Source organism: Komagataeibacter oboediens, from assembly GCF_018491655.1.
Classification (GTDB): Bacteria; Pseudomonadota; Alphaproteobacteria; order Acetobacterales; family Acetobacteraceae; genus Komagataeibacter; species Komagataeibacter oboediens.
On the sequence record NZ_JABLUU010000021.1, the window covers coordinates 1 to 22,390 of the forward strand.

General features: G+C 64.1%; 27 protein-coding genes. All 27 read right to left on the bottom strand.

Translation table 11 applies throughout. From position 1 onward, the window contains the following. Positions 1-1,232, bottom strand: a 1,232-nt coding sequence (locus tag HNO79_RS14420) for a hypothetical protein (protein ID WP_214176812.1), incomplete at its 3' end; no start/stop codon positions are given. Beyond that, entirely contained in the window at positions 1,232-1,777 is a 546-nt protein-coding gene (locus HNO79_RS14425; protein ID WP_214165764.1) for a putative phage tail protein, read from the bottom strand. The genes HNO79_RS14425 and HNO79_RS14420, both read right to left, overlap by 1 nt. Then, positions 1,774-2,856 (bottom strand): baseplate J/gp47 family protein, encoded by a 1,083-nt coding sequence (locus HNO79_RS14430; RefSeq protein ID WP_214165763.1) that lies wholly within the window; start codon positions 2,854-2,856, stop codon positions 1,774-1,776. Before HNO79_RS14430 ends, HNO79_RS14425 begins: the two co-directional genes overlap by 4 nt. After that, on the bottom strand, positions 2,856-3,341 hold the full coding sequence (locus HNO79_RS14435; RefSeq protein WP_214165762.1) for a phage GP46 family protein: 486 nt from the start codon (positions 3,339-3,341) through the stop codon (positions 2,856-2,858). Before HNO79_RS14435 ends, HNO79_RS14430 begins: the two co-directional genes overlap by 1 nt. 63 nt (positions 3,342-3,404) lie before the next feature. Beyond that, on the bottom strand, positions 3,405-3,971 hold the full coding sequence (locus tag HNO79_RS14440) for a phage baseplate assembly protein domain-containing protein (protein ID WP_214165761.1): 567 nt from the start codon (positions 3,969-3,971) through the stop codon (positions 3,405-3,407). After that, entirely contained in the window at positions 3,971-5,335 is a 1,365-nt protein-coding gene (locus HNO79_RS14445; protein WP_214165760.1) for a phage baseplate assembly protein, read from the bottom strand. Before HNO79_RS14445 ends, HNO79_RS14440 begins: the two co-directional genes overlap by 1 nt. Continuing rightward, positions 5,332-6,687 carry a DNA circularization N-terminal domain-containing protein gene (locus tag HNO79_RS14450; RefSeq protein ID WP_214165759.1) on the bottom strand — a complete coding sequence of 452 codons (1,356 nt, stop codon included), beginning with the start codon at positions 6,685-6,687 and terminating at the stop codon, positions 5,332-5,334. The genes HNO79_RS14445 and HNO79_RS14450 overlap by 4 nt, the downstream gene beginning before the upstream one ends. After that, on the bottom strand, positions 6,684-9,059 hold the full coding sequence (locus HNO79_RS14455; RefSeq protein ID WP_214165758.1) for a phage tail tape measure protein: 2,376 nt from the start codon (positions 9,057-9,059) through the stop codon (positions 6,684-6,686). Before HNO79_RS14455 ends, HNO79_RS14450 begins: the two co-directional genes overlap by 4 nt. 159 nt (positions 9,060-9,218) lie before the next feature. Then, positions 9,219-9,638: a hypothetical protein gene (locus HNO79_RS14460; RefSeq protein WP_214165757.1), complete on the bottom strand. Its 420-nt coding sequence runs from the start codon at positions 9,636-9,638 to the stop codon at positions 9,219-9,221. After that, a complete protein-coding gene (locus HNO79_RS14465; RefSeq protein ID WP_214165756.1) occupies positions 9,635-9,997 on the bottom strand; it encodes a phage tail tube protein in 363 nt (120 codons plus the stop codon). The genes HNO79_RS14460 and HNO79_RS14465 overlap by 4 nt, the downstream gene beginning before the upstream one ends. 6 nt (positions 9,998-10,003) lie before the next feature. Next, positions 10,004-11,488, bottom strand: a complete 1,485-nt coding sequence (locus HNO79_RS14470) for a phage tail sheath subtilisin-like domain-containing protein (RefSeq protein ID WP_214165755.1) — start codon at positions 11,486-11,488, stop codon at positions 10,004-10,006. Continuing rightward, a complete protein-coding gene (locus HNO79_RS14475) occupies positions 11,485-11,739 on the bottom strand; it encodes a hypothetical protein (protein WP_214165754.1) in 255 nt (84 codons plus the stop codon). Before HNO79_RS14475 ends, HNO79_RS14470 begins: the two co-directional genes overlap by 4 nt. After that, entirely contained in the window at positions 11,736-12,350 is a 615-nt protein-coding gene (locus HNO79_RS14480) for a hypothetical protein (RefSeq protein WP_214165753.1), read from the bottom strand. Before HNO79_RS14480 ends, HNO79_RS14475 begins: the two co-directional genes overlap by 4 nt. Beyond that, positions 12,350-12,772 carry a DUF1320 domain-containing protein gene (locus HNO79_RS14485; RefSeq protein ID WP_214165752.1) on the bottom strand — a complete coding sequence of 141 codons (423 nt, stop codon included), beginning with the start codon at positions 12,770-12,772 and terminating at the stop codon, positions 12,350-12,352. Before HNO79_RS14485 ends, HNO79_RS14480 begins: the two co-directional genes overlap by 1 nt. After that, positions 12,772-13,071: a hypothetical protein gene (locus HNO79_RS14490; RefSeq protein ID WP_214165751.1), complete on the bottom strand. Its 300-nt coding sequence runs from the start codon at positions 13,069-13,071 to the stop codon at positions 12,772-12,774. The genes HNO79_RS14485 and HNO79_RS14490 overlap by 1 nt, the downstream gene beginning before the upstream one ends. Before the next feature lie 3 nt (positions 13,072-13,074). Continuing rightward, the gene (locus HNO79_RS14495; RefSeq protein ID WP_214165750.1) at positions 13,075-14,025 is read right to left on the bottom strand and encodes a Mu-like prophage major head subunit gpT family protein; all 951 of its coding nucleotides are present in this window, start codon (positions 14,023-14,025) and stop codon (positions 13,075-13,077) included. Positions 14,026-14,031: 6 nt separating this feature from the next. Then, positions 14,032-14,487, bottom strand: coding sequence for a hypothetical protein (locus HNO79_RS14500; RefSeq protein WP_048851714.1), 456 nt, complete (start codon positions 14,485-14,487; stop codon positions 14,032-14,034). Then, entirely contained in the window at positions 14,477-15,475 is a 999-nt protein-coding gene (locus tag HNO79_RS14505; RefSeq protein WP_214165749.1) for a phage protease, read from the bottom strand. Before HNO79_RS14505 ends, HNO79_RS14500 begins: the two co-directional genes overlap by 11 nt. A gap of 206 nt (positions 15,476-15,681) precedes the next feature. Beyond that, positions 15,682-16,191: a phage virion morphogenesis protein gene (locus tag HNO79_RS14510; protein ID WP_214165748.1), complete on the bottom strand. Its 510-nt coding sequence runs from the start codon at positions 16,189-16,191 to the stop codon at positions 15,682-15,684. A gap of 96 nt (positions 16,192-16,287) precedes the next feature. Next, a complete protein-coding gene (locus HNO79_RS14515; RefSeq protein ID WP_214165747.1) occupies positions 16,288-17,589 on the bottom strand; it encodes a phage head morphogenesis protein in 1,302 nt (433 codons plus the stop codon). Continuing rightward, positions 17,582-19,285, bottom strand: a complete 1,704-nt coding sequence (locus HNO79_RS14520) for a DUF935 domain-containing protein (RefSeq protein ID WP_244987559.1) — start codon at positions 19,283-19,285, stop codon at positions 17,582-17,584. Before HNO79_RS14520 ends, HNO79_RS14515 begins: the two co-directional genes overlap by 8 nt. Further along, positions 19,269-19,526, bottom strand: a complete 258-nt coding sequence (locus HNO79_RS14525; RefSeq protein WP_048851718.1) for a phosphopantetheine-binding protein — start codon at positions 19,524-19,526, stop codon at positions 19,269-19,271. The genes HNO79_RS14520 and HNO79_RS14525 overlap by 17 nt, the downstream gene beginning before the upstream one ends. A 10-nt stretch (positions 19,527-19,536) precedes the next feature. After that, entirely contained in the window at positions 19,537-19,707 is a 171-nt protein-coding gene (locus HNO79_RS14530; protein ID WP_214165745.1) for a hypothetical protein, read from the bottom strand. Next, positions 19,704-20,039 (bottom strand): hypothetical protein, encoded by a 336-nt coding sequence (locus HNO79_RS14535; RefSeq protein WP_214165744.1) that lies wholly within the window; start codon positions 20,037-20,039, stop codon positions 19,704-19,706. The genes HNO79_RS14530 and HNO79_RS14535 overlap by 4 nt, the downstream gene beginning before the upstream one ends. Further along, on the bottom strand, positions 20,036-20,266 hold the full coding sequence (locus tag HNO79_RS14540) for a hypothetical protein (RefSeq protein WP_048851721.1): 231 nt from the start codon (positions 20,264-20,266) through the stop codon (positions 20,036-20,038). Before HNO79_RS14540 ends, HNO79_RS14535 begins: the two co-directional genes overlap by 4 nt. Next, complete coding sequence (locus HNO79_RS14545) at positions 20,263-21,816, bottom strand: hypothetical protein (RefSeq protein WP_214165743.1); 1,554 nt, start codon at positions 21,814-21,816, stop codon at positions 20,263-20,265. The genes HNO79_RS14540 and HNO79_RS14545 overlap by 4 nt, the downstream gene beginning before the upstream one ends. Continuing rightward, positions 21,813-22,388 carry a phage protein Gp27 family protein gene (locus HNO79_RS14550; protein ID WP_048851723.1) on the bottom strand — a complete coding sequence of 192 codons (576 nt, stop codon included), beginning with the start codon at positions 22,386-22,388 and terminating at the stop codon, positions 21,813-21,815. Before HNO79_RS14550 ends, HNO79_RS14545 begins: the two co-directional genes overlap by 4 nt. Between the last annotated feature and the right edge of the window lie 2 nt (positions 22,389-22,390).

The window sequence follows — 22,390 nt, forward strand, 5'->3', positions numbered from 1 at the left end:
TATACATAGGCATCTGCAGTCGAACTGTCCTTAAGAATAATATTCCCGGAGCCGTCCGTGCTCATGTTGGAAATGGAGTTAAATCCAGCCCCCGGACGCGAGGGGATGATCCGGTACGAACCCGCCAGGGGACTGATAACGAAAGGCGCACCGGACGCATTATTGTGGCCCAGATAGGTAATGGGTGAATTGACACCGTCATTCGTGGTGTTGGTGCCGACCTTGGATGCAATCTCGGTGGCGAAAGTGCTGTTCTGGTTTGCCTGGCTGGTCTGGAACGATGTCAGGTTGGCCTGAACGGTTGTCACGTCCGTATAGGTGGCAAGGTATTCATCCCCGCCCGTATAGAAAAAATGCGGTCGTCCGCTGCCAGTGGACTGATACAGTTTAAGGCCCTGCGCATCCCCGGATGCCGCGATGCCCGACACGCAGTTGCTTATGTCCGTGGACAGCGTGGCAGACAGCGCGGTCACATCAGCGTAATAGGCCAGAGCGTTATAAACGTCGGTGGTGCCGTTGTTGTAGACGAAGGTAGGGCGCGCGCTTCCACCTGCCTGATACAATCCCTTGCCCTGCCTGTCCCCGGCTGACGTGGCCACCCCATAGACGCCCGATACGCATTGGCTGATGTCGGCAGACAGCGTGGCATTGGTATTGGTCTGGGTCGTCTGGAACGCGGAAAGATTTGACTGCAATGTCTGGACATCGCTGTTCATCGCAAGGTCGATGATCTTCGGCAGGCCGGTGGCGTCCTGATATGTAAATGCCGGTCTTTTGGACGCAGCCTGAAACCACAGCCCCATGCCCGGCAGGTCGCCTGTCGTTCCCGTAATGGTGGCCAGATACGTGCCAGACAGAAGCGTGCCGTGATCAGCGCCATCAATCGAAAGGCGCAGAAGGCCCTCATATGTTGAATCCTGCCCCAGATTGATCTTGTCGGTGGTCTGGTTCGGCCCGCCGCCCTGCTGGACCGGCATGAAATCCAGCGTCCCGCCAGTCCCGACCAGCGCAGCCCTGATCATGGCTTCAACCGCTGCCCAGACCTGACTGTCATCATCAGGGTTGGGTACGATCTGGACCGCCTGGATCAGATACATCAGCGCGTTCAGGACAGCATTTCGGTCTTTGGCGACCAGTGACGTGCCCTTGACCCCATTCAGCAGGTCACGGTCCTGATACTGCCTGCGGCCCTGTGCATCAGTGACGTAACCGGGGGCGCTCGTGTAATCCATCAGGCAGCATCCGTGTAATTGAAGACCAGCGCCGTATCCGGCGGACAGAACCGCTGGATGGGGCATTCAAGGCCGGTGTTCTTGTTGGGCAGGTTGATGATCCAGATCAGGCGATCCGTGTCCTGGCTGCACACATCCACGCCGCAGACCGCCTCACCGCAGATCGCGGGTTCGGGGTAGTCGATGGCAATTGTCACATCGGCCGCCTGGGCAAGGTCGATGAAAAACTGCTCGGACTGGCCACCGCCGCCAACCCAGCGTGAATTCAGCAGCGCCTGCATCTCGGCCGTGGTCAGGTCCAGCAGGTCGCGGCCGCACGGGTCTGGTCCCAGCACTTCCGCGTAATCCGCCAGCAGCAGGGTCGATTTCGCCGGGCTGATCTCATTGCGCAGGGCGTCAATATCGGCCTCAAACTGCGACGCCATGATGGAGAACGGGGTCAGCAAGGCCGCCAGATTGCTTTGCGTGCTTTTCGACCATGCCCAGCCGGACGGCATGAGTTGCATCAGCAGTTCATCACGTATTTCGGCAGCCGTGCGGCTCATGATGACGCCTGCCATGTGATGGTGCCCAGTGTGGCGATCTGGTTATCAGCCAACTGCACATCCGCAGTGGGTGCCGACAGGATGTAACTGGTGACCGACGTGACCGACGCGATGGCCGCGTCAATCCGCGCTACCAGCAGCTTGGCCGCGATATCCGTGGTCGCATAATAGGCCGCAATCGCTGTCTGCACCTGATCGCGGTTCTGCTGGGTGTCCGGCGTGATCGAAAGGGTCAGGTTCTGCGGCGCGAGCTGCGCGGGCACGACATAGGCATTTGCGCGCGCGGGCCTTCGGGTCGGATCGTCAATATAGGACTGGATCGCCGCGACCTCGGCCGATGTCGGCACGCTGGGACCGGCCATCGCCACAATGATTCCCACGGTGCCCAGTCCGACCCATCCGCGCACGACATTGACGTACGCAGCCCCTGCATCCTCGGCCCAGCCTTCGTAATCGGTCACGCTGCCGCCTGCGGGCGGATTGCGGATTTTCTCAAGGATGCGCGCGCGCCAGCTTTCCTGCCCCTCAATGGCGGCACCACCGGCCAGCCCGTCACTGTCGGTCACAACGGATGTGACGCCCGCGATGGGCGATACCAGGGTCAGCGTGATGCCACCGCCCACATTGCCCGTGGTGCCGGTGGCCGTCGCCTGCACGGGAATGGACCCGGATGCGCCTGCGGCGATATTGCCTTCGGCCGTGGTCGCCCACTGGATGGACCCGTCCACCGTCAGCAGCGTGCCAATGGGAATGACCTCGGCCTGCGAACAGGTCACCACCACATTGCCGATGGCGGCCGTCGCCGGGTTGCGCGGCACGCCCCATTCCGTTCCATGGTCGGGCAGCAGGCCATCCACCGTGGCCGTGGTGACCATCAGTTCCAGCAGCCAGTCGCGCATGTAGCGATACTGTTCGGCACCTGCCAGCCCGGCCACGATGGACAGAACCTGTTCCAGGCTGCCCGGCGCATTGGCATCCAGAACCACCTGTGTCCCGTCGCTGGCGGTAAAGCTGATCGTGGCCAGACCGGACGCAAAACGCTGGGCAAGCTGTTCCGGTGTCGGGATCGCGGCGGGCATCAGCTACCCACCACGGTGGCGACGGACGTGGCACTTTCCTGCGCCGTGATCTGGATGGTGTCATCCGTCAGCCATGCGGCCCCGGTCGTGATGTCGGTGCCGTGGTAATCGGCAATCGGCTCCACGCTTTCCGCCGTGTATCCGGCCAGCCGCGCACGGGTTTCTTCCGTAACCTTGCCGCGTGCTTCCAGCCATGCCCGCGTGCCCAGCCGCTGGCCTTCAGGCAGGCAGATATCGCCCACCCAGCCACGCATCGCCAGCAGCCCGGCCGACTGCGCGGGCAGCCCCGTCACATCATCGGGCAGCGTGTCGTCAGGCTCCGCGCGCCGGTCGGTGCCCAGCGCGATCAGCAGCGCCGTGGCGGCCGTATCATCAATGGCGATGCGGCCACGCCCGTTTCCGGTGGGCTCGATCACCAGATCGCATGCCATGACACGGGGCGACCAGGCCATGGCCATCTGGAAAAAGGGAACGGATGCCGTCATGCGCGCAGTATCCGCGCGCAGGCGACATCCATTCAGGGGGAGGTTCTTCCCCTGTTATCAGATTTACTGGGGCCTGCCGGTCGTGCCCGGCGCATCCGTCACCGGATGGGTGTGACTGGCCAGGCTGATGCTGCCCGCCTTCACATCGCCCTGGGCTGCGATGTCGCCCGTGGCCGTGATCCCGCCCTTGACCGCCAGCGGCACATTCAGCGTGGCCTGCTTGGCCGTCAGGTCAAGGATCGGGCTGCCGCCTATTGTCACCAGCATTTCCGATGTGCAGTCAAGCCGCACGATCTTCCCGTTCTGGATATAGATGCGCTGGCCGCAGGCGTCATACAGCACGCTGTCGCCTTCACCCAACCTGCCAAACCGCGCCCTGGACGGATTGGCAGGCGGCAGCGCCATCAGGTCGGCATGATCGCCACCCACGGCCACGACGGGAGCCACGGCACCATCCAGTGGCGCATGGGACGCAAACCCGAACGGCTGATGGACCGGCACGCCCGATCGCACGCGCCCGTAATGCGGCTGGACCGTCAGCATCTGTTCGGCCCCGGTATCGTCAATGGAGCGCACCACGGCGCGGACAAACAGGGCGCGCACCGCCATGAACAGCCGGTCCAGCGCCATCAGCCCGCCATCCCGTCACGGGCCACGATGTGCCCGGCACGCCGCGCGCCATTATGGCCATGGTCCATGTCGCCCGTCAGGTCATAGGCATCGCGCTCCACCACGGATATGCGCGTCACCTCGCCATCCGGCGCGTCCACGTAGGTCACGGCCCCGATCAGCATGTCCCGGTCAATGCCCGCATACAGGTCATTCACATAGACCAGGGCGTTGGGCAGCCACATGTCTCCCGTCTCGCCCCGGTATCCCAGAACGGTATAGACCCGCGCCGTGGCCTGCGCCCTGGTCGAACGCATGCGCCAGTCCGCCTGATCCTGAATGGTCCACGGGCTGCCATCCGTGCGTGGCTTCGTGCGCTGCCGCTTTGGCCGCCGGTTGCCCGCATGGTACGCCGTGGGTGCTGGTCCGGGATCTTCGGTCAGACCGCTGGCAGCACTGTCCAGCGGCGGGTTCGTCGTGCCCTGTGCTGCGACCGATCCGCCGCTCTGGGTGGCTGACAGCCATACGCGCGGCCGATACCGGCCCACGCTGGGGTCAACACAATGCCCATACCGCACGATGGCGGCGGCTTCCGTGTCGGTGGCGCTGGGGGCGCTGGGGGCATCTTCCGGCGTTTCGGACAGCGGCTCCGCGTCCATGCTCAGGGTGGTACTGGCGGGCCGTAAGAGGCTTCTGAACTGCCCCTTGACCCACACATCCGAATACCGGCCGCGTGCCGACACCCGTGATTCCATGCGGTACACGTTGCCCGGCAATGTCAGCTTCCCCGGTGCGCGCGTGCTGCCCGCCTGCGTCAGGACAATCCCGCCCACGCCATCAGACGTGACCAGAACCCCGCGCTGGCGCGACAGCTTTTCGATGGTGGACATGGCGGGTTCGGCCGGATCGACCGCGACCAGGGTAAATGGATCACCCGTATCCACGTCGGCCGACACCGCCAGCCCGAACGGGCCGGTAAGGTTTCCGATGACATCCACAAGATGAACGGCACGATATTCTCCCGGTCCTGTCGGGTTGGCGGAACAGTCCACCAGATCGCCGGTCCTGTCCCGGCCGGAAATGGTGGCGCGGATTTCGCCATCCGCCATTTCAAGCTGGATGTCATCCACATGCCCCAGCAGGCGGGTTTCGCCATGGATGCGGATTTCCACCGGGTCGTTTTCCCGGATCATGGCCCATTCCGGCAAGGTTCCACCCAGCGCCTGATTGGCCCGCACTTCGTCCAGGTATTCGACATGGAACGCCCCGCAGATGTCGGCCAGATCACGCCCGCATTCCGCCATGGTGTAAGTCTTCAGCGTGCGGCCATTCACGATCACGGTCATGCCGCGCGCGGTGACCGTGGTGCTGGTGGTGCCGCTCATGACGATGTTTCCAGCACGTCCACGCTGCCGGGGCCTGCCAGCGCTGGATGGGTCAGGCCATTGCGGCTGACCAGATCATCCCATACGCCCGCCACGGCATAGGCGATGAGCCATGCGCTCATCTGACGCGGCACCGGCACCGCGACCACCCTGGGCAGCCGTCCCAGGCGTGATGAAATATCCGCCACGACAGCCGCGCGGGCATCGCGGATCGCGCCCGACATGGCCGCCGTCGGCACTTCCGCCCCGGCAAGGATCACATTGGTCAGGTCGCTGGCCAGCGCATCCAGCGCCGCCGTCATGGTATCGCGGGATGCAATGGCGTCCGACTGGCTGGCGTAGGTCATGGCCGACTGCGCCGCCATGGCCTGCGCCACGGTCCCGGCACGCGCCACCAGCCCGATCACCAGCACATCGGCCGGGGCCAGTGATTTCACGGACAGGGCCTGTGCCTGCGCGCCGATCTGCGCCGCGCCATCCAGCAGCAGCGTCGTCGCCTGCGCCGGGTCTACCGTGGTCTGGCTGCCATCGGCCACCTGTGTTGCCGGGGCAATGGCGGATGTCGTGCCGGTCGATACCGCGCCCGCGATGGCGGCCGGCACATTGACCAGCAGGTCCGTCACCCCGTCGGCATAGGTCGTGTCCGTGTTGCCTGCCGGGGCCACGATGCCGGTCTGCAACGCCGCCAGTGATGTCTGCGTGGCCGACTGGACGGGTTCCGGGGCCGATGCCGTGGCGGCACTCCACACATTGCCTGCCACCGTGACCGTGCTGCTGACGGCACTCGCCAGGGCAAGCGGGATCACGGCAGGCGACAGCAGCCCGCGCATGGCAAGAACGCCCTGATCCACCAGCGCATCACCACATTCCAGCACATTTGTCAGGGTGTCGGTGATGTTCGAGAACAGGCCACTGGACACCGATGCGGGCGGCTTGCGCACAAACGTGGCCTCAAACCGGGCCAGACGGATTTCATTGTCCGAAAACTCGATCTGCCCGGCCTGCAACAGGTAGCACCGCAGCGCGCCCCACCACGGATGCACCAGCGTTGCCGGTCCCCTGGCCAGCAGTGCCTTGCGCATCCGGTCGGCACGCAGGACGTAATCATCGCCCACCAGAATGCCACGCACCTGTATCGGGCCGTCGAACTGCCCGAAATCCTGCATGCTGAAATCGTCGCGGCCGGGGAAATACATCTGCATGACCCGACGCCCCGCAGCCTCGCGGGAATTGGGCATGTAGAAATTGACGCCGCGCCAGCTTGCCACCGACAGGATGGATGACAGCGGCGATGCCGCAAGCCCACCCGTCAGGCCAAGCTGGCTGCCAAGGAATCCCGTTCCGATGCTCATGGCTGCGCCACCATCCTCCCGCGATCAGGCGTGATGCGCACGGCACCGCGCGGTCCCGCCGTCTGGCGCGCCTTCAGGCCGGGGTCATGCGTGATATGGACCACGGCCGCACTGCCACCCGGCGCAGGGCGCGCGGGAGCCGCCGCCGGAATCGCGGGCGCGGGCTGCACGCCACGGCCCATTAGCGATTCAATATGACGCCCCACCCACGAATTGCTGAATGCCTGGTCCAGGGTGGCGAACTGCGCCTTGACGTACTGGAACATGGCCACCAGCGGGGCACTGAATATCCGCGCCAGCCCCGTGACGATGTTGTGCAGCTTGGTACCGATCCCGCCGCCCCAGCCATCCAGCCACGCGGTGAAGTCGTTGAACACCATTTTGGCCACGTTCCACGTGCCCTTGAGTGATCCGGTAATGCCGTGACCACCCGCATCGAATGCGTGGGAAATCCGCGTCATGTTGTGCGAGACATACAGCGCGGCCGCCACGACACCGGCCGTCAGCGCCGCAAGCCCGGCAACCACGCCTAGCGTTGCCAGACTGACACCGCCCAACAGCGCCGTGACCGGGGCCAGCACCGTGCGGAACAGCACGAAGCCTGCCCGCAGCGGTCCCGCCACGGCACCAACGGCCCCCATGCCGGTCGCCAGCGCCAGCATGCCACCCACGGTGCCAACAATGGCCGTGGTCGCCCCCGGCACATGCTGGTCCAGCCAGTCGAATCCCTTGGTCAGGCCATGCAGCCCGACTGTCGCCACCTTCAGGATCGGCACGAACCCGTGCCCGATGCGCCGTTCCAACTGGGAAAGCGATTCCTCGAACGACTGCAACACCGTCAGGGTGGACTGCATGCCGGTGTGGAAATCCTCGTCCACCATGGCCGGATCGGCACTGCCCACCTTCTTCCTGATGGCAAAATAGCCCTGTTCCCCGCCAAGGTGGTGCAGCAGGGCATTCACGAACCCACGGTCCTGTTCGTTGTTAAACAGTTCCCCCACGGCTTTCAGGTTGTCGCCGCCATGCGTGATCTGGTTCACCTTCTGCAGAACGGCCATCATCGGATCAATTCCGCGCTTTCTGGCGTCATTCAGCACATCGAAAAGATGCACCCCATATTTATCGAACCGCTTGGCCGTATGACTGGATGTGATGGTTTGCAGGAAGGCGCGCATGTCGGTTACGGCCTCGCCTTCCGTGCCGGTGTTCTTGCGCATGACCGCCAGTGCGGCCGCCATGTCATTCAGGCCGTCGCGCCCACGCACGCCCAACGCACCTGCCTGGGCGGCAACCTGCGGAAAAAGCGGGGCCAGCTTCTCGAATGGCAGGTCGGCCGACTTCCCGGCCAGCGCCACGGCCGACAGCGCACCGGGCATCTCGGCAGCGGAAATGCCCAGGTTCTCCTGCATGGCGAATGTGGTCTTGGCCACGCCATCCGGTGCCGCGTTATAGGCGGTGGCGATGTGCGCCACGGTCGGCATGACCGCCTTGATCTGGTCAAGCGTGTAGCCTTCGCGCGAGAAATACCCGGCCGCAGCGGCAAGGTCTGTCCCGCGCTGGCCGGTATCACGCGCCAGCCGGTCGATGTCGCGGCCGAACGTCTCGGCAAAGCGGGTATTGTCCGCGCCATGCAGGTTCAGCCCGATCCCGATATGGGTCAGGTCGTTGTCATATTCCGCCGCCGCCCTGACCGGCATTACGATCCCGAACCCGGTAGCGGCCGCTCCGAAGGCGCTACCCACACCTTCCTGAATGGACTGCCCGAACCCGCGCACGGCACCACCGACGTTGCGCGCGTATCCCATGCCGCTACTGCCCAGAACTGACGCCGCAGCCCGGATGCGCCCCAGCGCGGACACGCTGCGTTCGGCGGCTTCCTCGGCTTCGGTGCCGATGCGGTTCATGCCGCCTGCCGCCTCGGCCGCAGCCCCTCCTGTCGCGCCCAGCGCATCATCCAGCCCGGTCACGGCAGCAGTTGCGGCCTCGACCCCGGCTGTGGTCATGCTGATGGTGCCAACGGCCTCTGCTGCCCGCGCACCAGCCGCGCCGGTCTCGGACAGAACTTCATCCAGCCCGGTCACCGCAGCGGTCGCGGCCTCGATCCCTGCGGCGGCTTCGCCAATGGTGCCGACCGCTTCCGCCGCTTCCGCACCGACCGCACCGGTCTCGGACAGGACTTCGTTCAGCCCGGTCACACCCTCGGTCGCGCGGGCGACGGGCTGCTGCATTTCATCGAACGGATTGGCCGCGCGGGCCAGTTCCTTCAGTGATCCGTTGATTTCGCCAAGGATCGAACGAAGGGACTCAAGTGGCTCCATGGAGCCGACCGCAAAGTCCAGACGGAAGGCCGCCGTCATGTTGTTACCGGACAACGGGGCCTCCCTATCTGTCCATCATGGCCATCTGCTGCTGGATTGCCTCATTCCGCCGCTCGGCCAGTTGCCCGAGGGCTGCGGACCAGAACCGGATGCGGTGCAGCGGCATGTCCAGCAGTTCAGCTTCGGAAAAGCTGGTCTCGTGGGCGAGTGCGGCTAGGAGGACCGGCCAGTCTTCGCCCCACTCTTCAAAAAAGTGCTGGCGACCCGCGACAGGGTAAGGAAGTCCTCCCCGTCCATTTCACCCAGCAGGGCATCGGCCTTCGGGCCGGTCATGCCTGCCGATGCCTCCAGCATGGCGCGGATGCGGTCGCCTTCGCCTTCCACATTCAGCATCTCGGTGACACCGCGCCCCTTCAGCCGGTTCAGCATGATGGTGCTCACCAGTTCGGTCTGGGGCGTGCCGTTGACGATGGATTTCTGTTCCACCGGATACTGCAACGTGACCTTGACCGATCCATTGGCCTGATATTCCGCGCCTTCAGGCAGCTTGGGCCGGTCGGGGCGCGCAACCGGCGCGGTGGCGGCCGGGGTGGTTGCAGGGGTAGCGGCACCGTTCACGACGGGAGCATTCATGAGATCAGTTCCTTGTAGGTGTTCATGTTGAAGGTCAGCGGCATGTTGCCGCCGCTGTCGGCCAGATCGGGCGCGTCAAGGATGTAGGCATCGGGGAAAACCCACTGCTGCCCGGTATCGGCCATCACCTGCAACTCGTCTTGATCGTCCGGCGTGAAGGCGGCAAGGCTGCCACCTTTCGGCAGGACGGCCGTGCATTTGAACTGCCCGATCTGATACTGACCGTAACGGAAGCCCGTGCCGCCTGCGGTCTCCGTCTTGTTCTGGTTGCCGGGCAGCCGAAGGGTTGCCCCCGGCTTGATTTCGATCTTCTGGCCCTTCCACCAGGCACTGAAGATACCAACTGTTGAACCTGCCATGTGCCCTTACGCCTGTAGCTGGATGGAATTGGCCATGACGATCAGCGATCCCATCACACGGATGGGCAGGGCTGCGTCACAGCGGTTACGGTCTGACGGGTCGATGGTGAACACCGCCTGCTGCGCCAGCGTGTCGGTGTCCTGCAACCAGCCCTCCACGGTCTCGTACAGTTCCGACTGCGCTGCCCAGCTTCCCTTCAGGGCCTTGGGGGTGACGACATAGGCGGCGATGCCCACCATGGATGATGTATCGTCCGCCAGCTTGGCGCGCGGATAGGTCGCATCAATGTAGGTGTTCCACTCATACCGCACGCGGCTGACGGTCTTGGGCACCATGATGTCGCGCCACGCCTTGGTCGTGTCGCCGGTCGCATCGGTCTGGTTGTTGGTCACCATGCGCTCGATGCGCACGGTGCCGTCCTGGTCAACGGTGAAGGTGGACATGCCCGATTGCAGCAGCACGTTGCGCATCGCATCCGTAAACAGGTCGGCATCATCCGGTGCCATCCCGGTCAGGCCGGTCAGTTCCAGCGTGCGCAACTGCCGCGAAGGGTCATTGTTCAGCGCCTGAGCGGCGATGGAACCGGCCACGCCTGCCATGATCCATGGTGCCCAGCGCGGGTTCTGTGCCGGAATGCAGGTCATGAACCGGCTATTGACTGTTTCCGCCAAGGCCAGCACCTCTCCATAGGTGCCCCGGTATCCGTAATAGACGTGGGCGTCCTTCTTGACCATTGCGCCAAACCGGCGTTCGGCCTCGGTCTCCAACGCGTTCCGGTTGGACGCGTCATTCAGGCAGGACACGATATCGGTGAACCAGACATTGGACACCAGCGCGAGTGCTGCCGACAGGTCGACCGTGCCCGCACCGCCGGTCATGGCCGTGACCGCCACGCTCATACCCGGCACAAGGTCGGCCGTAAGCGAACTCATGCGCACGTCGATATCGTTCACGAAGGTGCCGGTTTCCGCGCTGGTCAGCGTCAGCACGCCCTTGTCGGCTGTGGCGTTCAGGCCGGTCTGCACCGATACGTCACTGGTGAACGCGGCGGCAGCAGCAGCGGCCATGTCGGTCGCGGCCATGCCACTGGTCACCACGAAGGGGACGCGCACGCCATTGGCTTCGATCGCCGCCGTGCCGTTGGCCGTGGCAGGGCCGGTGAATGTCAGGGTAGCGGACCCGGCGGTGCCCCCGGTCGGCGCATCCACCATCACCATGTCCACCGCCACGTATGGGGCGGCGGCAACCATGGCGGCCACGGTGGCCGCCAGCGCAGATGCCGAACCCGCCAGTACAGCAGCCTGTGATGGCGAGATATTCTGGTAGCGCACCAGCGACGCACCCGTACCGCCGCCCTTCTGCCCCAGCACAAGCCGTCGCAGCGGCATGTCGGTCACATCGTTGCCGCTGGGGATGGTGGTGACTTCCCCGTAGCTGCCCGGAACGGCCCAGCCTGCGGGGATTTCATTGAAGGAAATGGTCTCGCTCATTTCGTGGCACTCCCGCTGGCGGCCTGTGTCGTGGCCGGGGTTGCGGCGGTGGACGCCTTTGCCGGGGTGGTGGTTGAGGCGGCAGCCTGCGCGGGCACGTCGCCTGCCGTCAGGTCACCATTGCGCAGCAGCGCGGCCCAGAACGGATCTCGTTCGTTCACGTTAAAGCCCGTATCGGGCAGCCTGCGCGTCCTGTTTCCGGCCGGGATTTTCACCACCCGGCCGGGCGTCACATGCACCAGCGTGGTCATGCGGTTTCTCCTGTCTTGGGTGGGGGTGCGACCAGTGTGTCGCCCTCGGCGTCCTGCCACGTCACGGCCAGCCCCTTGAAATCATCAAGCTGCTGCGCCAGCGCCGGGGCATCGAACGACACGTTGGGCACGACCACTTCCAGCGAGACCAGGGCGGTATCATCCGCCAGCCAGTCCGCCGTGGGCGGCAGTGCGCACTGGCGGACCATGGCGGTGCCCAGTTCGCCCGGCAGCGTCCAGCCATGCAGGAACGCGACGGCGGCGGCCGACACGCCCATGGTGCCCAGCCCGCGCAACTGTTCGTTGCCCAGGTAAAGACGTTCCGGTGCGGTGTGCTGAATGGCAATGAACACCGCGAACACCAGATCGCCCCGGAACGTCGCACCGCAGGCGTGGTCGGGTTTCCACGCGCTCCAGCCCAGTGCGACGGCCGGTTTGGTTTTCAGAATTGTATCCCACGTCGCCCGTTTTGCGTTGGGCGGCACGACGACATGCGTGAATATCTGCGGCGGAAACGCCAGCTTCAGGCGCTTGCGCAGCGCATCGAACGCCTCGCGTACCGGGCCACCGCGCAGCAGCAGGTGCGGATACTGGTTTTCAGGCAGTTCCATCAGTACAGCCTTCCGGGCTGGAAGCCCGCTGGCCGCGTCTGGATACGGGCGAATTCCTCGGTCGTATTGGCCGGGATCGCGCCGTCCAGCGTGGCATGTTCGTTATTGATGTCCTTCAGCCACGCAATGGCGTCCCTGTAATCGGCACGCATCTGCTCGCTGGGATTGCTGTTGCCGCCCGAATGCAGCAGGTAGCGCGCGACAGCACAGCAATACTGCACAAGCACCGGCGGCGGACTGGCCACCGGCACCACGTAACGGCGGCGCAGGTAGCTGTCCATCCGGCTGGACGCCTGATCCAGCGCCGCCTGAACCTTGCCCTGGTCAATCGTGTCCAGTGGCGTGTCCAGGTCGGCAGTCGCTGCGATCAGTTCGGCATTGCCATACTTCACCAGCATGTCTGCAAGGGCGGCGTAAGCCATCAGCCGACCTCGATTACCGCGAAGGTCTCGGTATCGGCCGCAATGCGGTCGATCTGCGCGCGGGTCAGTTCACCATGGCGCCAGACATGCAGCGCCTTGTGTTCGATCCCCGCACGCCGCATGCCGGGATCGCGGCATACGATGATGACATGACCGGACGGCACCATCCGCGCACCGTCCTTGCCACGGATTGCGACACCTTTGGCAAATGCCTTGCGGGCGTCCGCCTGATCCTTCAGGGCACCGGTCATGTCCGCGCCCATTTCGTCATCGGGCGCAATGTCGGTCTTACGGGTCATTTATCAGCCTCCAACGGCGTAGGAGAGACGGGGCGCGATCACCAGTTCGGCGGCCTGTGCCCATTCGTTGGAACCGGGAATCCAGGTCTTGCCATCCGGTGCCAGGGTCGGGATGAAGTCACCCTTCATCAGGGCGCGGCCCGCTGCCTCAAGGTTCTTGGGCACGACAAGCTGGCTGGGCGAAATGCCATAGGGTGATCCGTCCCGGCGGCGCAGCATGCCCATGGCGGATACGGCATCGGCAAAGCTGGTGGCGTTCAGCGGGCGGCAACTGGCGTAGGCAAGCTGGAACAGGCCAAAGCCTGCGGCACAGCGGCCATCAGCACCCCACACGAATTCACGGTCATTGAACACGTTGCCGTCCGTGACCTTGGTCTTGGGGGTGATGGTGAACGGGCGGCGCGGCTGATAGATCATCGCCTTCAGCGGCTGGGTGTTGTCGAACAGATACCACCAGGGGCCTGCCGACTCACTCGACTGCGGCGTGCCAAGATTGGCGTAGCTGATGATCTTGCCGGTTTCGTCATATGTTTCATGGTCGGTATCGAAGAAATACTGGCCATCCATGCACTTCTTCTTGAAGCCGGACTGAAGCTGCTCATAGACCAGCTTGTCCGGCAGGGCGGCTGCATCCGCGCCGATCTGGCCAACGGCAGGCACCAGGAACCCGGTGTTGTTGTCCTCCATGTCCTCGCGGCTGATGGAGATGGTCTGCTCGAACGTCCGGTTCTTGATGGCCATGCCAGCCGCATCAAGGCGGTGAATGACACGCGACCCGTGCCATTCACGAAAGCCCGGCAGTTCCGCCAGCTTGGGGTAGAAGTTGGCCCCGGCGGAAGACGGGACTTCCATCGTGAACGACTTGTACGTGGGGGCTGCCGTGTTCAGGTATTTGTTGAACGCGAGCGACACGGCAGTCTTCAGCGCGTTGATGTAGCCGACAGTAATGGCCATGTGGGCTTATCCGATCTTCACGTAAGGGGTGCCGGAGAGGTCGAAGCCGACCAGCGTTCCGACCTGGAGACGGTTGACGGGAGCCGCTTCGGTCCCGGCGTTTTCCGTCAGCGTCACGGTTTCATCATCCACCGCGTAAACGGGCGCGCCGACATTGGCCCATGTGGGGGCGGCATCGAACGGCAGCGCGAAGGTGCGGCGCATGACCTGCACCGGCTCGTCGCCCACCATGTCCGACACGATGGCGCTGCCGGTATTGTCGCGGAAATCGCGGCAGACCCCGGCAATGGCCACCATGGGCGAAGGCGGGCTGGCGCTGGCTGCGGGCAGGATGGTCCCGTCCTGGCACACCGCGACGATGGAGCCGCGATACACGCGGAAACCAACGGCGGTAACGAAACCGAATTCCGGCCCGATGGCCGCTTTCATTTCATCCAGGGCGCGGTCGCGATTAAGCGCCATGCTTGCCTCCATACTTCTTGGCGTCTTCTGCCGTCAGGCCGAAATCAGCCATGACGCTGGCCGTTTCCGCGTCCTGCTGATCGTCGGACGTGGGCGGCTTCTGAGTGTGCAGGTGCAGCGTGTCCGCCGGAGCATTGGCACCCGGCACATCCGGCAGGCTCTTGATCCACAGATCGGCGGCCTTGGGGTTCTGCATGTGCAGGGTGACCAGTTCCGGCTTCAGTTCAGCGGAGATGACCTTTTTCGCGGCCGCCGCGCTGATGAAGGCATCGGCAGCCTTCTGGCGCAGATCGGCGTTCTCGGTTTCCAGCGTCTTGATGCGCTGGGTGTGGGCATCTTCCGACAGCATCCGCACCCGCAGGCCGGAGACGATCTGTTCCGCCGGGGCGTCACTGTCCGCGCGCGCCAGTTCGGCCAGCGCCGTGTGGGTGGAAATAAAGCCGCGCGCACGTTTAAGCGCGGCCATGACTTCATCCATCGTGGCGGTGGCTGATAGCCCGAGCGCCCTGGCGATGTCTTCGAGCTTCATGCCCGTCTCCTGGTTATGTAGGGATGTCAGTGTGAGATTTGGCAGGTTGGTCAACGATGCCCGCGCAATCCGGGTCACGACGCCATCCGGTGTGGTCCCGATGGCGGGGGACACGCCGGAATAGGCACGGTCCGCCATCAGGGTTTTGCCGGACTGGTTCCAGTCCACGCGCCCCCAGATGCCATCCGGCCGTGCCTGCAACTGGTCGATCCAGCCAATGGCGGGCGCGGAACCGCCAGTGGTGGCCGCGCGGTCGGTGGAATGGTTTTCGTCAAGCGGCAGGTGGATGCGCCCGTCCTGCATGGAATGGGTAATCACATCCTGCGGGTTGGCCAGCCGGTATGGCCCGCGCCCGTCGCGGCATTTGAACGTGCCGCTGGGGACCAGGTGTATCCATTCGGGTGCCTTGCCATCGGTGGCAGGCGGCAGCGCCGTAAAAAGGTGAATGGTCTCGCTCATTGCCCGCAAGGATGCCGGGCATTGAGGGGGGCGTTCAGGGGGAACAAAGTCCCCTGTTGCCACAAAAATGGCGACGCCTGATTTTTCGCCTTACAGGCGCGCGTGGCGATTATGGACGCTCAATCGGACGCGGGACACGCAAAAACGCATCCTGCCCCCTCTTAAACCCTCTTACGGGTCTCTTAAAACCAAAAGGCCGATGCGCACTAGCGCCCGCGCATGGCAATGGACAGGAATTCGTCCAGCCGGTCGATGATCGCGGCCTCGTCGCCAAAGCCCAGGCCGAGGTATGGCCGTGCCGGGATCGTGACGCTGCCACGGTGGAAAATCTCGCCGCCCATCTCGAATGTCAGGGCCGGTGCGTTCTTCGGCCGGATCACGCCGCCAAACTGGTGGATGGCACCGTAAACGGAATCAGTGCCGACCAGAAGGCTGCCGCCGATAACCTCGGAATGGATGCTGTCGCGCAGGTCGCCACGCTCGATCAGGATATGCGTTGTTTCCTTGGACTCCTGATAGAGCGGGTTAAGCGGCGCGTAAGTCTCCCACCGGATGCCGCGCGGATCGACCCCGCGTTCCATGCGCTGCACGGTCCTGTCGTGCAGTTCCAGCCCGATGCTTTCCAGCACGGCCTGCGGGCGTGTGCCGATGGCGGCGATGGCGTCCAGCGCGGACTGGATGGGATCGGTGTTACCGGAGATGGAAATGAACGCCATGGTGGCAATCTTCCTGCACAATGGTTATGTTGATGCTGACGCGCCGAGACACGGTGTTATTCTCCCAGCCGTAGGACCGCCCTTGTGGCGGGATCGCTATGGGGGGTTTCCGGGAGGCCCCCCCGGCGCGTCATTTTCCAGATCATCCATGCTGCCACTGATAAGGGGCAGCTTCGCAATCGCACGTCGCCCTTCCACGGCATTGGTGCGATGGAATGATTGCAGCCAGTTTTCCTTCCCATCTCCCGTTACCTTCACGATGGCCCGGTAAAGCCTGCCTGCGTGGGACAGCAGCATCACATGGCGCGCCCGGCTGGCAGCGACGACAGCGGGATTGGCCAGAACCTGCGGCAGCATGCGGTAGTCGTCATCCGTCAGGTCAGGATGGCGCTCAAGCTGCTTTTCCATTGTCTGGCCGGACAGGTGAACGACCGGGCTGTTACCCCCAAGCGCATTGCGGACATGCGCCGGGATTTCTCCTGCCTCCACGGTGCCGACCAGCTTGTGCCGCAACTGGACAATGGCGTCCTGCCATGCCTGCTCGCGCTTCGGAACATCGGGCACGGGTTCGGGTGCAACAGGCACGGGCGATGGCGCAACGGCAGGCCCTGCAGGACGGGCCGGGACAGGTCGCGCCGGTCCGGCATCCTGCGCGGGAGGCAGCATGGGGCGCAGCTTTGGCGTGGGTTCGGTCACCACCCGCGCGCCTTCGTTCATCAGCCATGCCTTGCCGGGGTTGTAGGCAAAGCCGGGGTCGATGCCGACCGGGACGTGCACGATCTCGCCCGTGTGCGGGTTGCGCCATGGGCGCGTCTCGATCACGGGACTGTCGGATACCTGCCACCCGTTGCGGTCCAGCATGCGCTGGGACACCACCTCCACCGTGCAGTGGCAGCGCCAGCCGTTGGGCGGGTAATGGGTGTTCCAGAACGGATCATCGGCGCGCAGGATCATGCTATCCCACGCCAGATGCTGCGGGCGCGGATGCTGGCAGGTGTGGTGCCGGTATCGCCAGTATGGATACAGCGCCAGTGATTCCGGCGTGGTCATGCGCCGGTAGCGCCCGGCGGAATAGGCCGTGGTGATGTTGGTGTCGTAGATGATGGACGCGCGCCAGCCCGGCGTGCCGGTATGCTCCCAGCCGTACCGCTTCACGATGGCGTCGAATTCCTTCTGGAACTCGCGCCGCGTGCCGCCCGCTTCCTTGGTGCGGATCACCGCATCATGGAAGTCCCGCGCCATGGCCTTTGACGTGGCACCGGCAACGGCGAACGAAACCGAATGGGCCTCATGCCACAGGTCGGTCCATGTCGCGGCAGGCACGGGCACCTTCTGGCGCAGGAAGGCCAGCGCATCACGGGGCGGCAGCTTGGCGGCACTGACGGCCGTGTCAGCCATTGCGCGCCATTTCGTCCAGCACCTCGGCTTCGCCAGCCAGTTCAGACACCATCAGCGCCACCTGCATGGCCTGCTGAAACTGCGCGTTGGGCAGGTCCATGTCCTTCAGCTTCGCTTCCAGGTCATCCATGGAACCGGCCTTTTCCACCTCGGCCCGCACGGCGTCGGTCATCTGTGCAAGGCCAGCCTCGGCATCACGCGCAAGGCTCTGGGTCATCAGATTGATGATGTTCGGCCCGTTGGCACGGACATGGCGGCTCAACAGTCTGCCCACGCGGGTATGCAGGGTGATTTCCTGCTGATCGTCCGCCAGCGGGCTGGACGTTGTGGGCGGCGGTGCCCTGGGCGGCATGTCCTGCGCGGGCTTGTCCTGGGCGGGCAGCACATGCGCGGTCTGGATGGGCTGTGCCTGTGCAACCAGCCCGAACACGTCATCACCTTCCTGCGGGGCTTTCAGCCCGGTGCGGTCATAGAAGTCCTGGCTGCGGAACTTCAGGCCCTGCGGCCCGGCAAACTGGATCAGCTTCACCAGTTCTTCCAGCGGCACTTCATCGGGACGGCCAAAGCGGATGAACGGGTATTTGTCCTGCGGCCCAAAGGTAAAGGCCACCATGGGCACGGCAAGCTGCCGGGAGGCGGTCACGGACAGCAGCCCGGCATCGCGGTGTTCGATATCTTCCTGCACCATGCGATGGATCGCACCCGATGCGTGGGCACCGGCCTTGCTGTCCGTGGTGCCCGTCTGGCCCAGCACGGCCTTGCTCATTTCCGAATTGCAGAAATCGGCCCGACGCTGGTGGATGTCGTTACTGCCAGCGCCGTTCTTGGGTTCCACGAACTCGAAATCCATGCCCTTGGGCACCATGATTCCCAGCGACCCGGCAAAGTCGCACACCGCGCGCCACAGCACGTTGCGGTCCTGCGGGGACGCATCGGTTCCATAGCGGCCCAGCCGGATCGGCAGGCCATAGTTCTGCACGAAGATGCCCCAGTCCCGCACCGTGAACATCTTGAACATCACATACCACACCGCCAGCCGCGACAGCCCGGCATGCATGGTCAGCCCGGACCACAGGGGATGGGTGTGATTGACGAAGCGGTGCGGTTCCAGCGGGCTGAAGCCGATCTGTTGCAACCCGTCCGGCGTGCTGGGTGGTGCGCCAGCAGTGTTCATGTCACGCATCAGGATCGTGTTGCCGTCCTGCGGTGACACCTCAAACCAGCGCGCAGGCCGGAACACAAGCTGCTCCGGCCAGTAATTCCCGGCCTCGGCATGCCAGAAGATTTCATGGGTGGACCGGCCCTTGCCGATGGCGTCCAGCATGTCGAACGCGGCGGCTTCCAGAATGCCCCGGTCCACCCAGTCCTGCACGAAGGCGGCATGCTTCTTGTGGGCAGCCTTGTCCGATGCCGGGATGACGGTAATGGGCAGGTTGGCGACCACGGATTTGCGCGTACTCAGCACGCCCAGGTAATGGCCGTCCCGGCGCTCGATTTCCTCGGCTATCTCCATCCACAGCAGGCTTTCGCCCTGATCGGCCGCACGCAGGGCCTGTCCCAGCGTGGCCGGGTCCAGCCCGCGAATGGTGTTGTTCGCAACGGCGGGCCGGTCCCCCAGCATGGTGGGGCCGGATACGTCCGGGGCGAAACTGGATGGCGGGATCGGGTTGCCGAACTGGTCAAGTATTCGCGCCATGCTGGCATTCCCCATAGATCACGGCAGCACGGCAGGCGGCGATCACGTCGCCAACCGTCTCCCAGTCGTTTTCGCCCTGCACGAAGCCACCCGTGGCGCTTTCCGCCGCGACCACGATTTCCATGCGGTCCAGCATGTCCAGCCCAAGGTCATCCAGCCGTGTATCGGGCTGGATGCACTGGCGCGGGAACATGGCGACCGCCGCCACGATGCGCCGTGCCTTGCGTGATGTGCGGCTCATGACTGCGCTTTCATTTCCGGCGCATCTTGTTCTTCTTGCGCCTGCCGGACTTCTTCTTGAACAGGGCACGCGGATCGGTGTTGTTCGGTGATGGATAATGACCGGACGCGCGGCGGGACAAACCAAAGGGGAATGTCCAGTCCATGCACGGCAGTGACAGGCTGACGTTATGAAGTCTCATAGTGCGCCCCTTTTCAGGCACGCAGCCCGGTCCTCATCACGCATCCGCACCCAATCACGTGCCATGTCATGAAGCGCAGGCATGTCGGGCGTGGCGTCCAGTTCGTCCGCAAGCGTGTTCTCATCGGCCTTTGATACGGCTTTGAGAGGGATGCACTGCGGGAGCACGACCGGTTGCGTGCAGCCGGCCAGTGCCAGGGCAAACAGCAGGCCAATCGTCAGGGCAGCGATGGCCGAGCCAAGGTCGGGGCCGCGTGGCTGCCGTGTGCCGTTCAGGCGGTGCATGTCACGGGCAATGACCTCTGACAGCCTGGGATAATACTGCTCTTTCATGCCGTCCCCCCGCGCAGCCGGGCGTCCAGCGCCGCGTCGGTGGTGGGGGCATCTGCCGCCGCCTGATCCATGGCGGCTTCCGTTGCAGTGGTTTCCTGCGCAGCCTTCACGGTGGCCTTCATGTCCGCCGCCTTCTGCGTGTTCTCCGCATCGCGCCGGATCACCATGAAAATGGCACCCTTGACGGCCGCGACGAACGCGCGGGCAATCCATGTGATGTAACTCAAAAATCAACACTCCCGCGCATGCCAATCCCCATATCGTCATCATCCGGCGCGTCATCTGCCGGGCTGTCGGGGTCATGGTCTGTTGTGGTGGAATTGCGAGGCGCGGCCTGATAGCCGTATTCCTCGGGATCGGCGCGACTGGCGGCATAGGCCAGCGCACCGGCAATGGCGGCATCCCCATGGCGTTTCGCGCCGCCCTTCTGGGTGACACGCTGTTCCGGCACCCGGATCACGCCACGCACGATCTTCAGCGACCGGATATCATCCTGCACGCCGCTATCGGCTGGCACGGTGATGTTTCCGTCCTCGAACGCCGCCTTGAACGGGGGCATGTTGTCCCGATACCAGGCTTCGGACAGCATCACCGCTTCAATCCGGCTGCCGTATTTCTGCACGGTCACTTCAGCCAGCCACTGGCCGTTGCCACGCGCATCCAGCTTGCCCGCGCGGAAGCAGGGCAGCCGGTCGATGATGTACCAGAGGATCTGGCGCTGCTGGTCGAACGGGATGTTGTGCAGTTCGACAATGAACGGCGTGCGCCGCAGCAGGGAGCGTTCAATGGCAAGCGGCCAGATCACGCTAAGGTCGCCGTTACGGGCAAAGTCCTGCCCCAGCGCATGGGCAACCTTCGGGTCCAGTGCTTCCAGCAGCGGCAGCAGTTCGGTTTCACAGAACCGCAGTGCCTCGCTTTTGCGCACATGCTCGTCCAGCAGCGTGAATTCCGTCTTCTGCGCCCAGCGGACAACCGGAGTGCCCCGAACCTCCCGCGCCTCGATCAGCGCCAGCGGGATCGCGCTGCCGGTGCTGGGAGATGGAATGCAGAACAGTTCCTCGTCCGCCGCATCGCCATAGGCGTCGATGATTTCCTGACGCCATGCCGCTTCTTTCTCGGCGGTCCATTCCTCGCCCTTGCGCTCGCATATCTTGCGGTAAAGGCCAGCCTCCAGCGCATCATCGAACGTGACGCGCAGCAGCTTGTAGGGCTTCCGCCCGGCGCGGATGTCCTGCACCAGCTTGTTGAACGGGTTGGTGTCACCGTCATGGGTGCTGATGACCAGGACGCGGCCGCCCCACATCAGCAGGGCCAACGCCGCCTTCAGCAGTTCTTCAAGATCATCATGGAAGGCCGCTTCATCAATGATGACCAGCCCCTGCATGCCACGCAGGGCGCGCGGGACGGACGGCAGCGCCAGTATCTTGAACCCGGATGCCAGATCAATGCGGAAGACCTTGCAGTCCTTGTCCGGGTTGTCAGGATCGCGAAATACGCTTTCCTGAACCGTCGCAACAATACCATCGATCTGTTTCAGGTGTTCGGCGCAGTAATCAATGAACTCCCGCGCCATTTCCAGATTATAGCCGACATAGAACACGTCCATGCCGCCCGCATCCGCACCGGCCGCTGCCGTAAGGGCCGCACGGTATGATGCTGCCCAGGAATAACCGATACGGCGCGATTTCTCGGCAACCGTGACGGCCTCGGTAGCCGTGGTGGCCATCAGTTCCGTCTGGTAGGACAGGAACAGGGCGGAGAATTCCTCCCTGTTCATTTCTTGACCCCGAACATCCCGGCGGACAGTGCTGCGACCTGCTCGGCCGTCAGGCCCTGCTTTTTGCCTTCACGGCGGATGTTGGTTTCGGCTTCGCGGCGCAGGCGCGCTTCCGTGCGTTCCTCGATCTGTGCCACGAAATCCGCATCGGTCTTGCTGGCCTTGGTCAGATGGTCCAGCGCCTTGGACAGCAGCATCAGCCCTTCCGGGTTGCCCTGAAGGGCTGCCAGACCATCGGCATTGGGCTTCCCGTCTTCATCCTCGCCCGCCATGAACAGGTCGAGAATGGCCGTGTGCATCATCTCCACGTTCGCGCGCAGCATGCGCGACACCGATGCATCCCCCATCTGGCGTGCCAGCGCCTCGGCCACCATGCGCGACCGGCGCGCCTTCTGCCCCAGCCTGTCCAGCTTCTGGCAGTGACGGCCCATGGCCGACCGGCTGAAATCCTTGCCGTAGCCTTCACGCAGAAGGGCAAGGATTTCGTCAATCGTCATGCCGTGCGCGCGGGCCTTCGCGATTTCCTCGCGGATTTCCTCGTCTTCGCGCTCGATGGATGAAGGACGCGCCATGG

Excerpts from the sequence above, each read along its gene's own strand:
- HNO79_RS14425 (WP_214165764.1), bottom strand. The coding sequence starts at position 1,777 with ATGAGCCGCACGGCTGCCGAAATACGTGATGAACTGCTGATGCAACTC.
- HNO79_RS14430 (WP_214165763.1), bottom strand. The coding sequence starts at position 2,856 with ATGCCCGCCGCGATCCCGACACCGGAACAGCTTGCCCAGCGTTTTGCG.
- HNO79_RS14435 (WP_214165762.1), bottom strand. The coding sequence starts at position 3,341 with ATGACGGCATCCGTTCCCTTTTTCCAGATGGCCATGGCCTGGTCGCCC.
- HNO79_RS14440 (WP_214165761.1), bottom strand. The coding sequence starts at position 3,971 with ATGGCGCTGGACCGGCTGTTCATGGCGGTGCGCGCCCTGTTTGTCCGC.
- HNO79_RS14445 (WP_214165760.1), bottom strand. The coding sequence starts at position 5,335 with ATGAGCGGCACCACCAGCACCACGGTCACCGCGCGCGGCATGACCGTG.
- HNO79_RS14450 (WP_214165759.1), bottom strand. The coding sequence starts at position 6,687 with ATGAGCATCGGAACGGGATTCCTTGGCAGCCAGCTTGGCCTGACGGGT.
- HNO79_RS14460 (WP_214165757.1), bottom strand. The coding sequence starts at position 9,638 with ATGAATGCTCCCGTCGTGAACGGTGCCGCTACCCCTGCAACCACCCCG.
- HNO79_RS14465 (WP_214165756.1), bottom strand. The coding sequence starts at position 9,997 with ATGGCAGGTTCAACAGTTGGTATCTTCAGTGCCTGGTGGAAGGGCCAG.
- HNO79_RS14470 (WP_214165755.1), bottom strand. The coding sequence starts at position 11,488 with ATGAGCGAGACCATTTCCTTCAATGAAATCCCCGCAGGCTGGGCCGTT.
- HNO79_RS14475 (WP_214165754.1), bottom strand. The coding sequence starts at position 11,739 with ATGACCACGCTGGTGCATGTGACGCCCGGCCGGGTGGTGAAAATCCCG.
- HNO79_RS14480 (WP_214165753.1), bottom strand. The coding sequence starts at position 12,350 with ATGGAACTGCCTGAAAACCAGTATCCGCACCTGCTGCTGCGCGGTGGC.
- HNO79_RS14485 (WP_214165752.1), bottom strand. The coding sequence starts at position 12,772 with ATGGCTTACGCCGCCCTTGCAGACATGCTGGTGAAGTATGGCAATGCC.
- HNO79_RS14490 (WP_214165751.1), bottom strand. The coding sequence starts at position 13,071 with ATGACCCGTAAGACCGACATTGCGCCCGATGACGAAATGGGCGCGGAC.
- HNO79_RS14495 (WP_214165750.1), bottom strand. The coding sequence starts at position 14,025 with ATGGCCATTACTGTCGGCTACATCAACGCGCTGAAGACTGCCGTGTCG.
- HNO79_RS14500 (WP_048851714.1), bottom strand. The coding sequence starts at position 14,487 with ATGGCGCTTAATCGCGACCGCGCCCTGGATGAAATGAAAGCGGCCATC.
- HNO79_RS14505 (WP_214165749.1), bottom strand. The coding sequence starts at position 15,475 with ATGAGCGAGACCATTCACCTTTTTACGGCGCTGCCGCCTGCCACCGAT.
- HNO79_RS14510 (WP_214165748.1), bottom strand. The coding sequence starts at position 16,191 with ATGGCGTTCATTTCCATCTCCGGTAACACCGATCCCATCCAGTCCGCG.
- HNO79_RS14515 (WP_214165747.1), bottom strand. The coding sequence starts at position 17,589 with ATGGCTGACACGGCCGTCAGTGCCGCCAAGCTGCCGCCCCGTGATGCG.
- HNO79_RS14520 (WP_244987559.1), bottom strand. The coding sequence starts at position 19,285 with ATGGCGCGAATACTTGACCAGTTCGGCAACCCGATCCCGCCATCCAGT.
- HNO79_RS14525 (WP_048851718.1), bottom strand. The coding sequence starts at position 19,526 with ATGAGCCGCACATCACGCAAGGCACGGCGCATCGTGGCGGCGGTCGCC.
- HNO79_RS14530 (WP_214165745.1), bottom strand. The coding sequence starts at position 19,707 with ATGAGACTTCATAACGTCAGCCTGTCACTGCCGTGCATGGACTGGACA.
- HNO79_RS14535 (WP_214165744.1), bottom strand. The coding sequence starts at position 20,039 with ATGAAAGAGCAGTATTATCCCAGGCTGTCAGAGGTCATTGCCCGTGAC.
- HNO79_RS14545 (WP_214165743.1), bottom strand. The coding sequence starts at position 21,816 with ATGAACAGGGAGGAATTCTCCGCCCTGTTCCTGTCCTACCAGACGGAA.
- HNO79_RS14550 (WP_048851723.1), bottom strand. The coding sequence starts at position 22,388 with ATGGCGCGTCCTTCATCCATCGAGCGCGAAGACGAGGAAATCCGCGAG.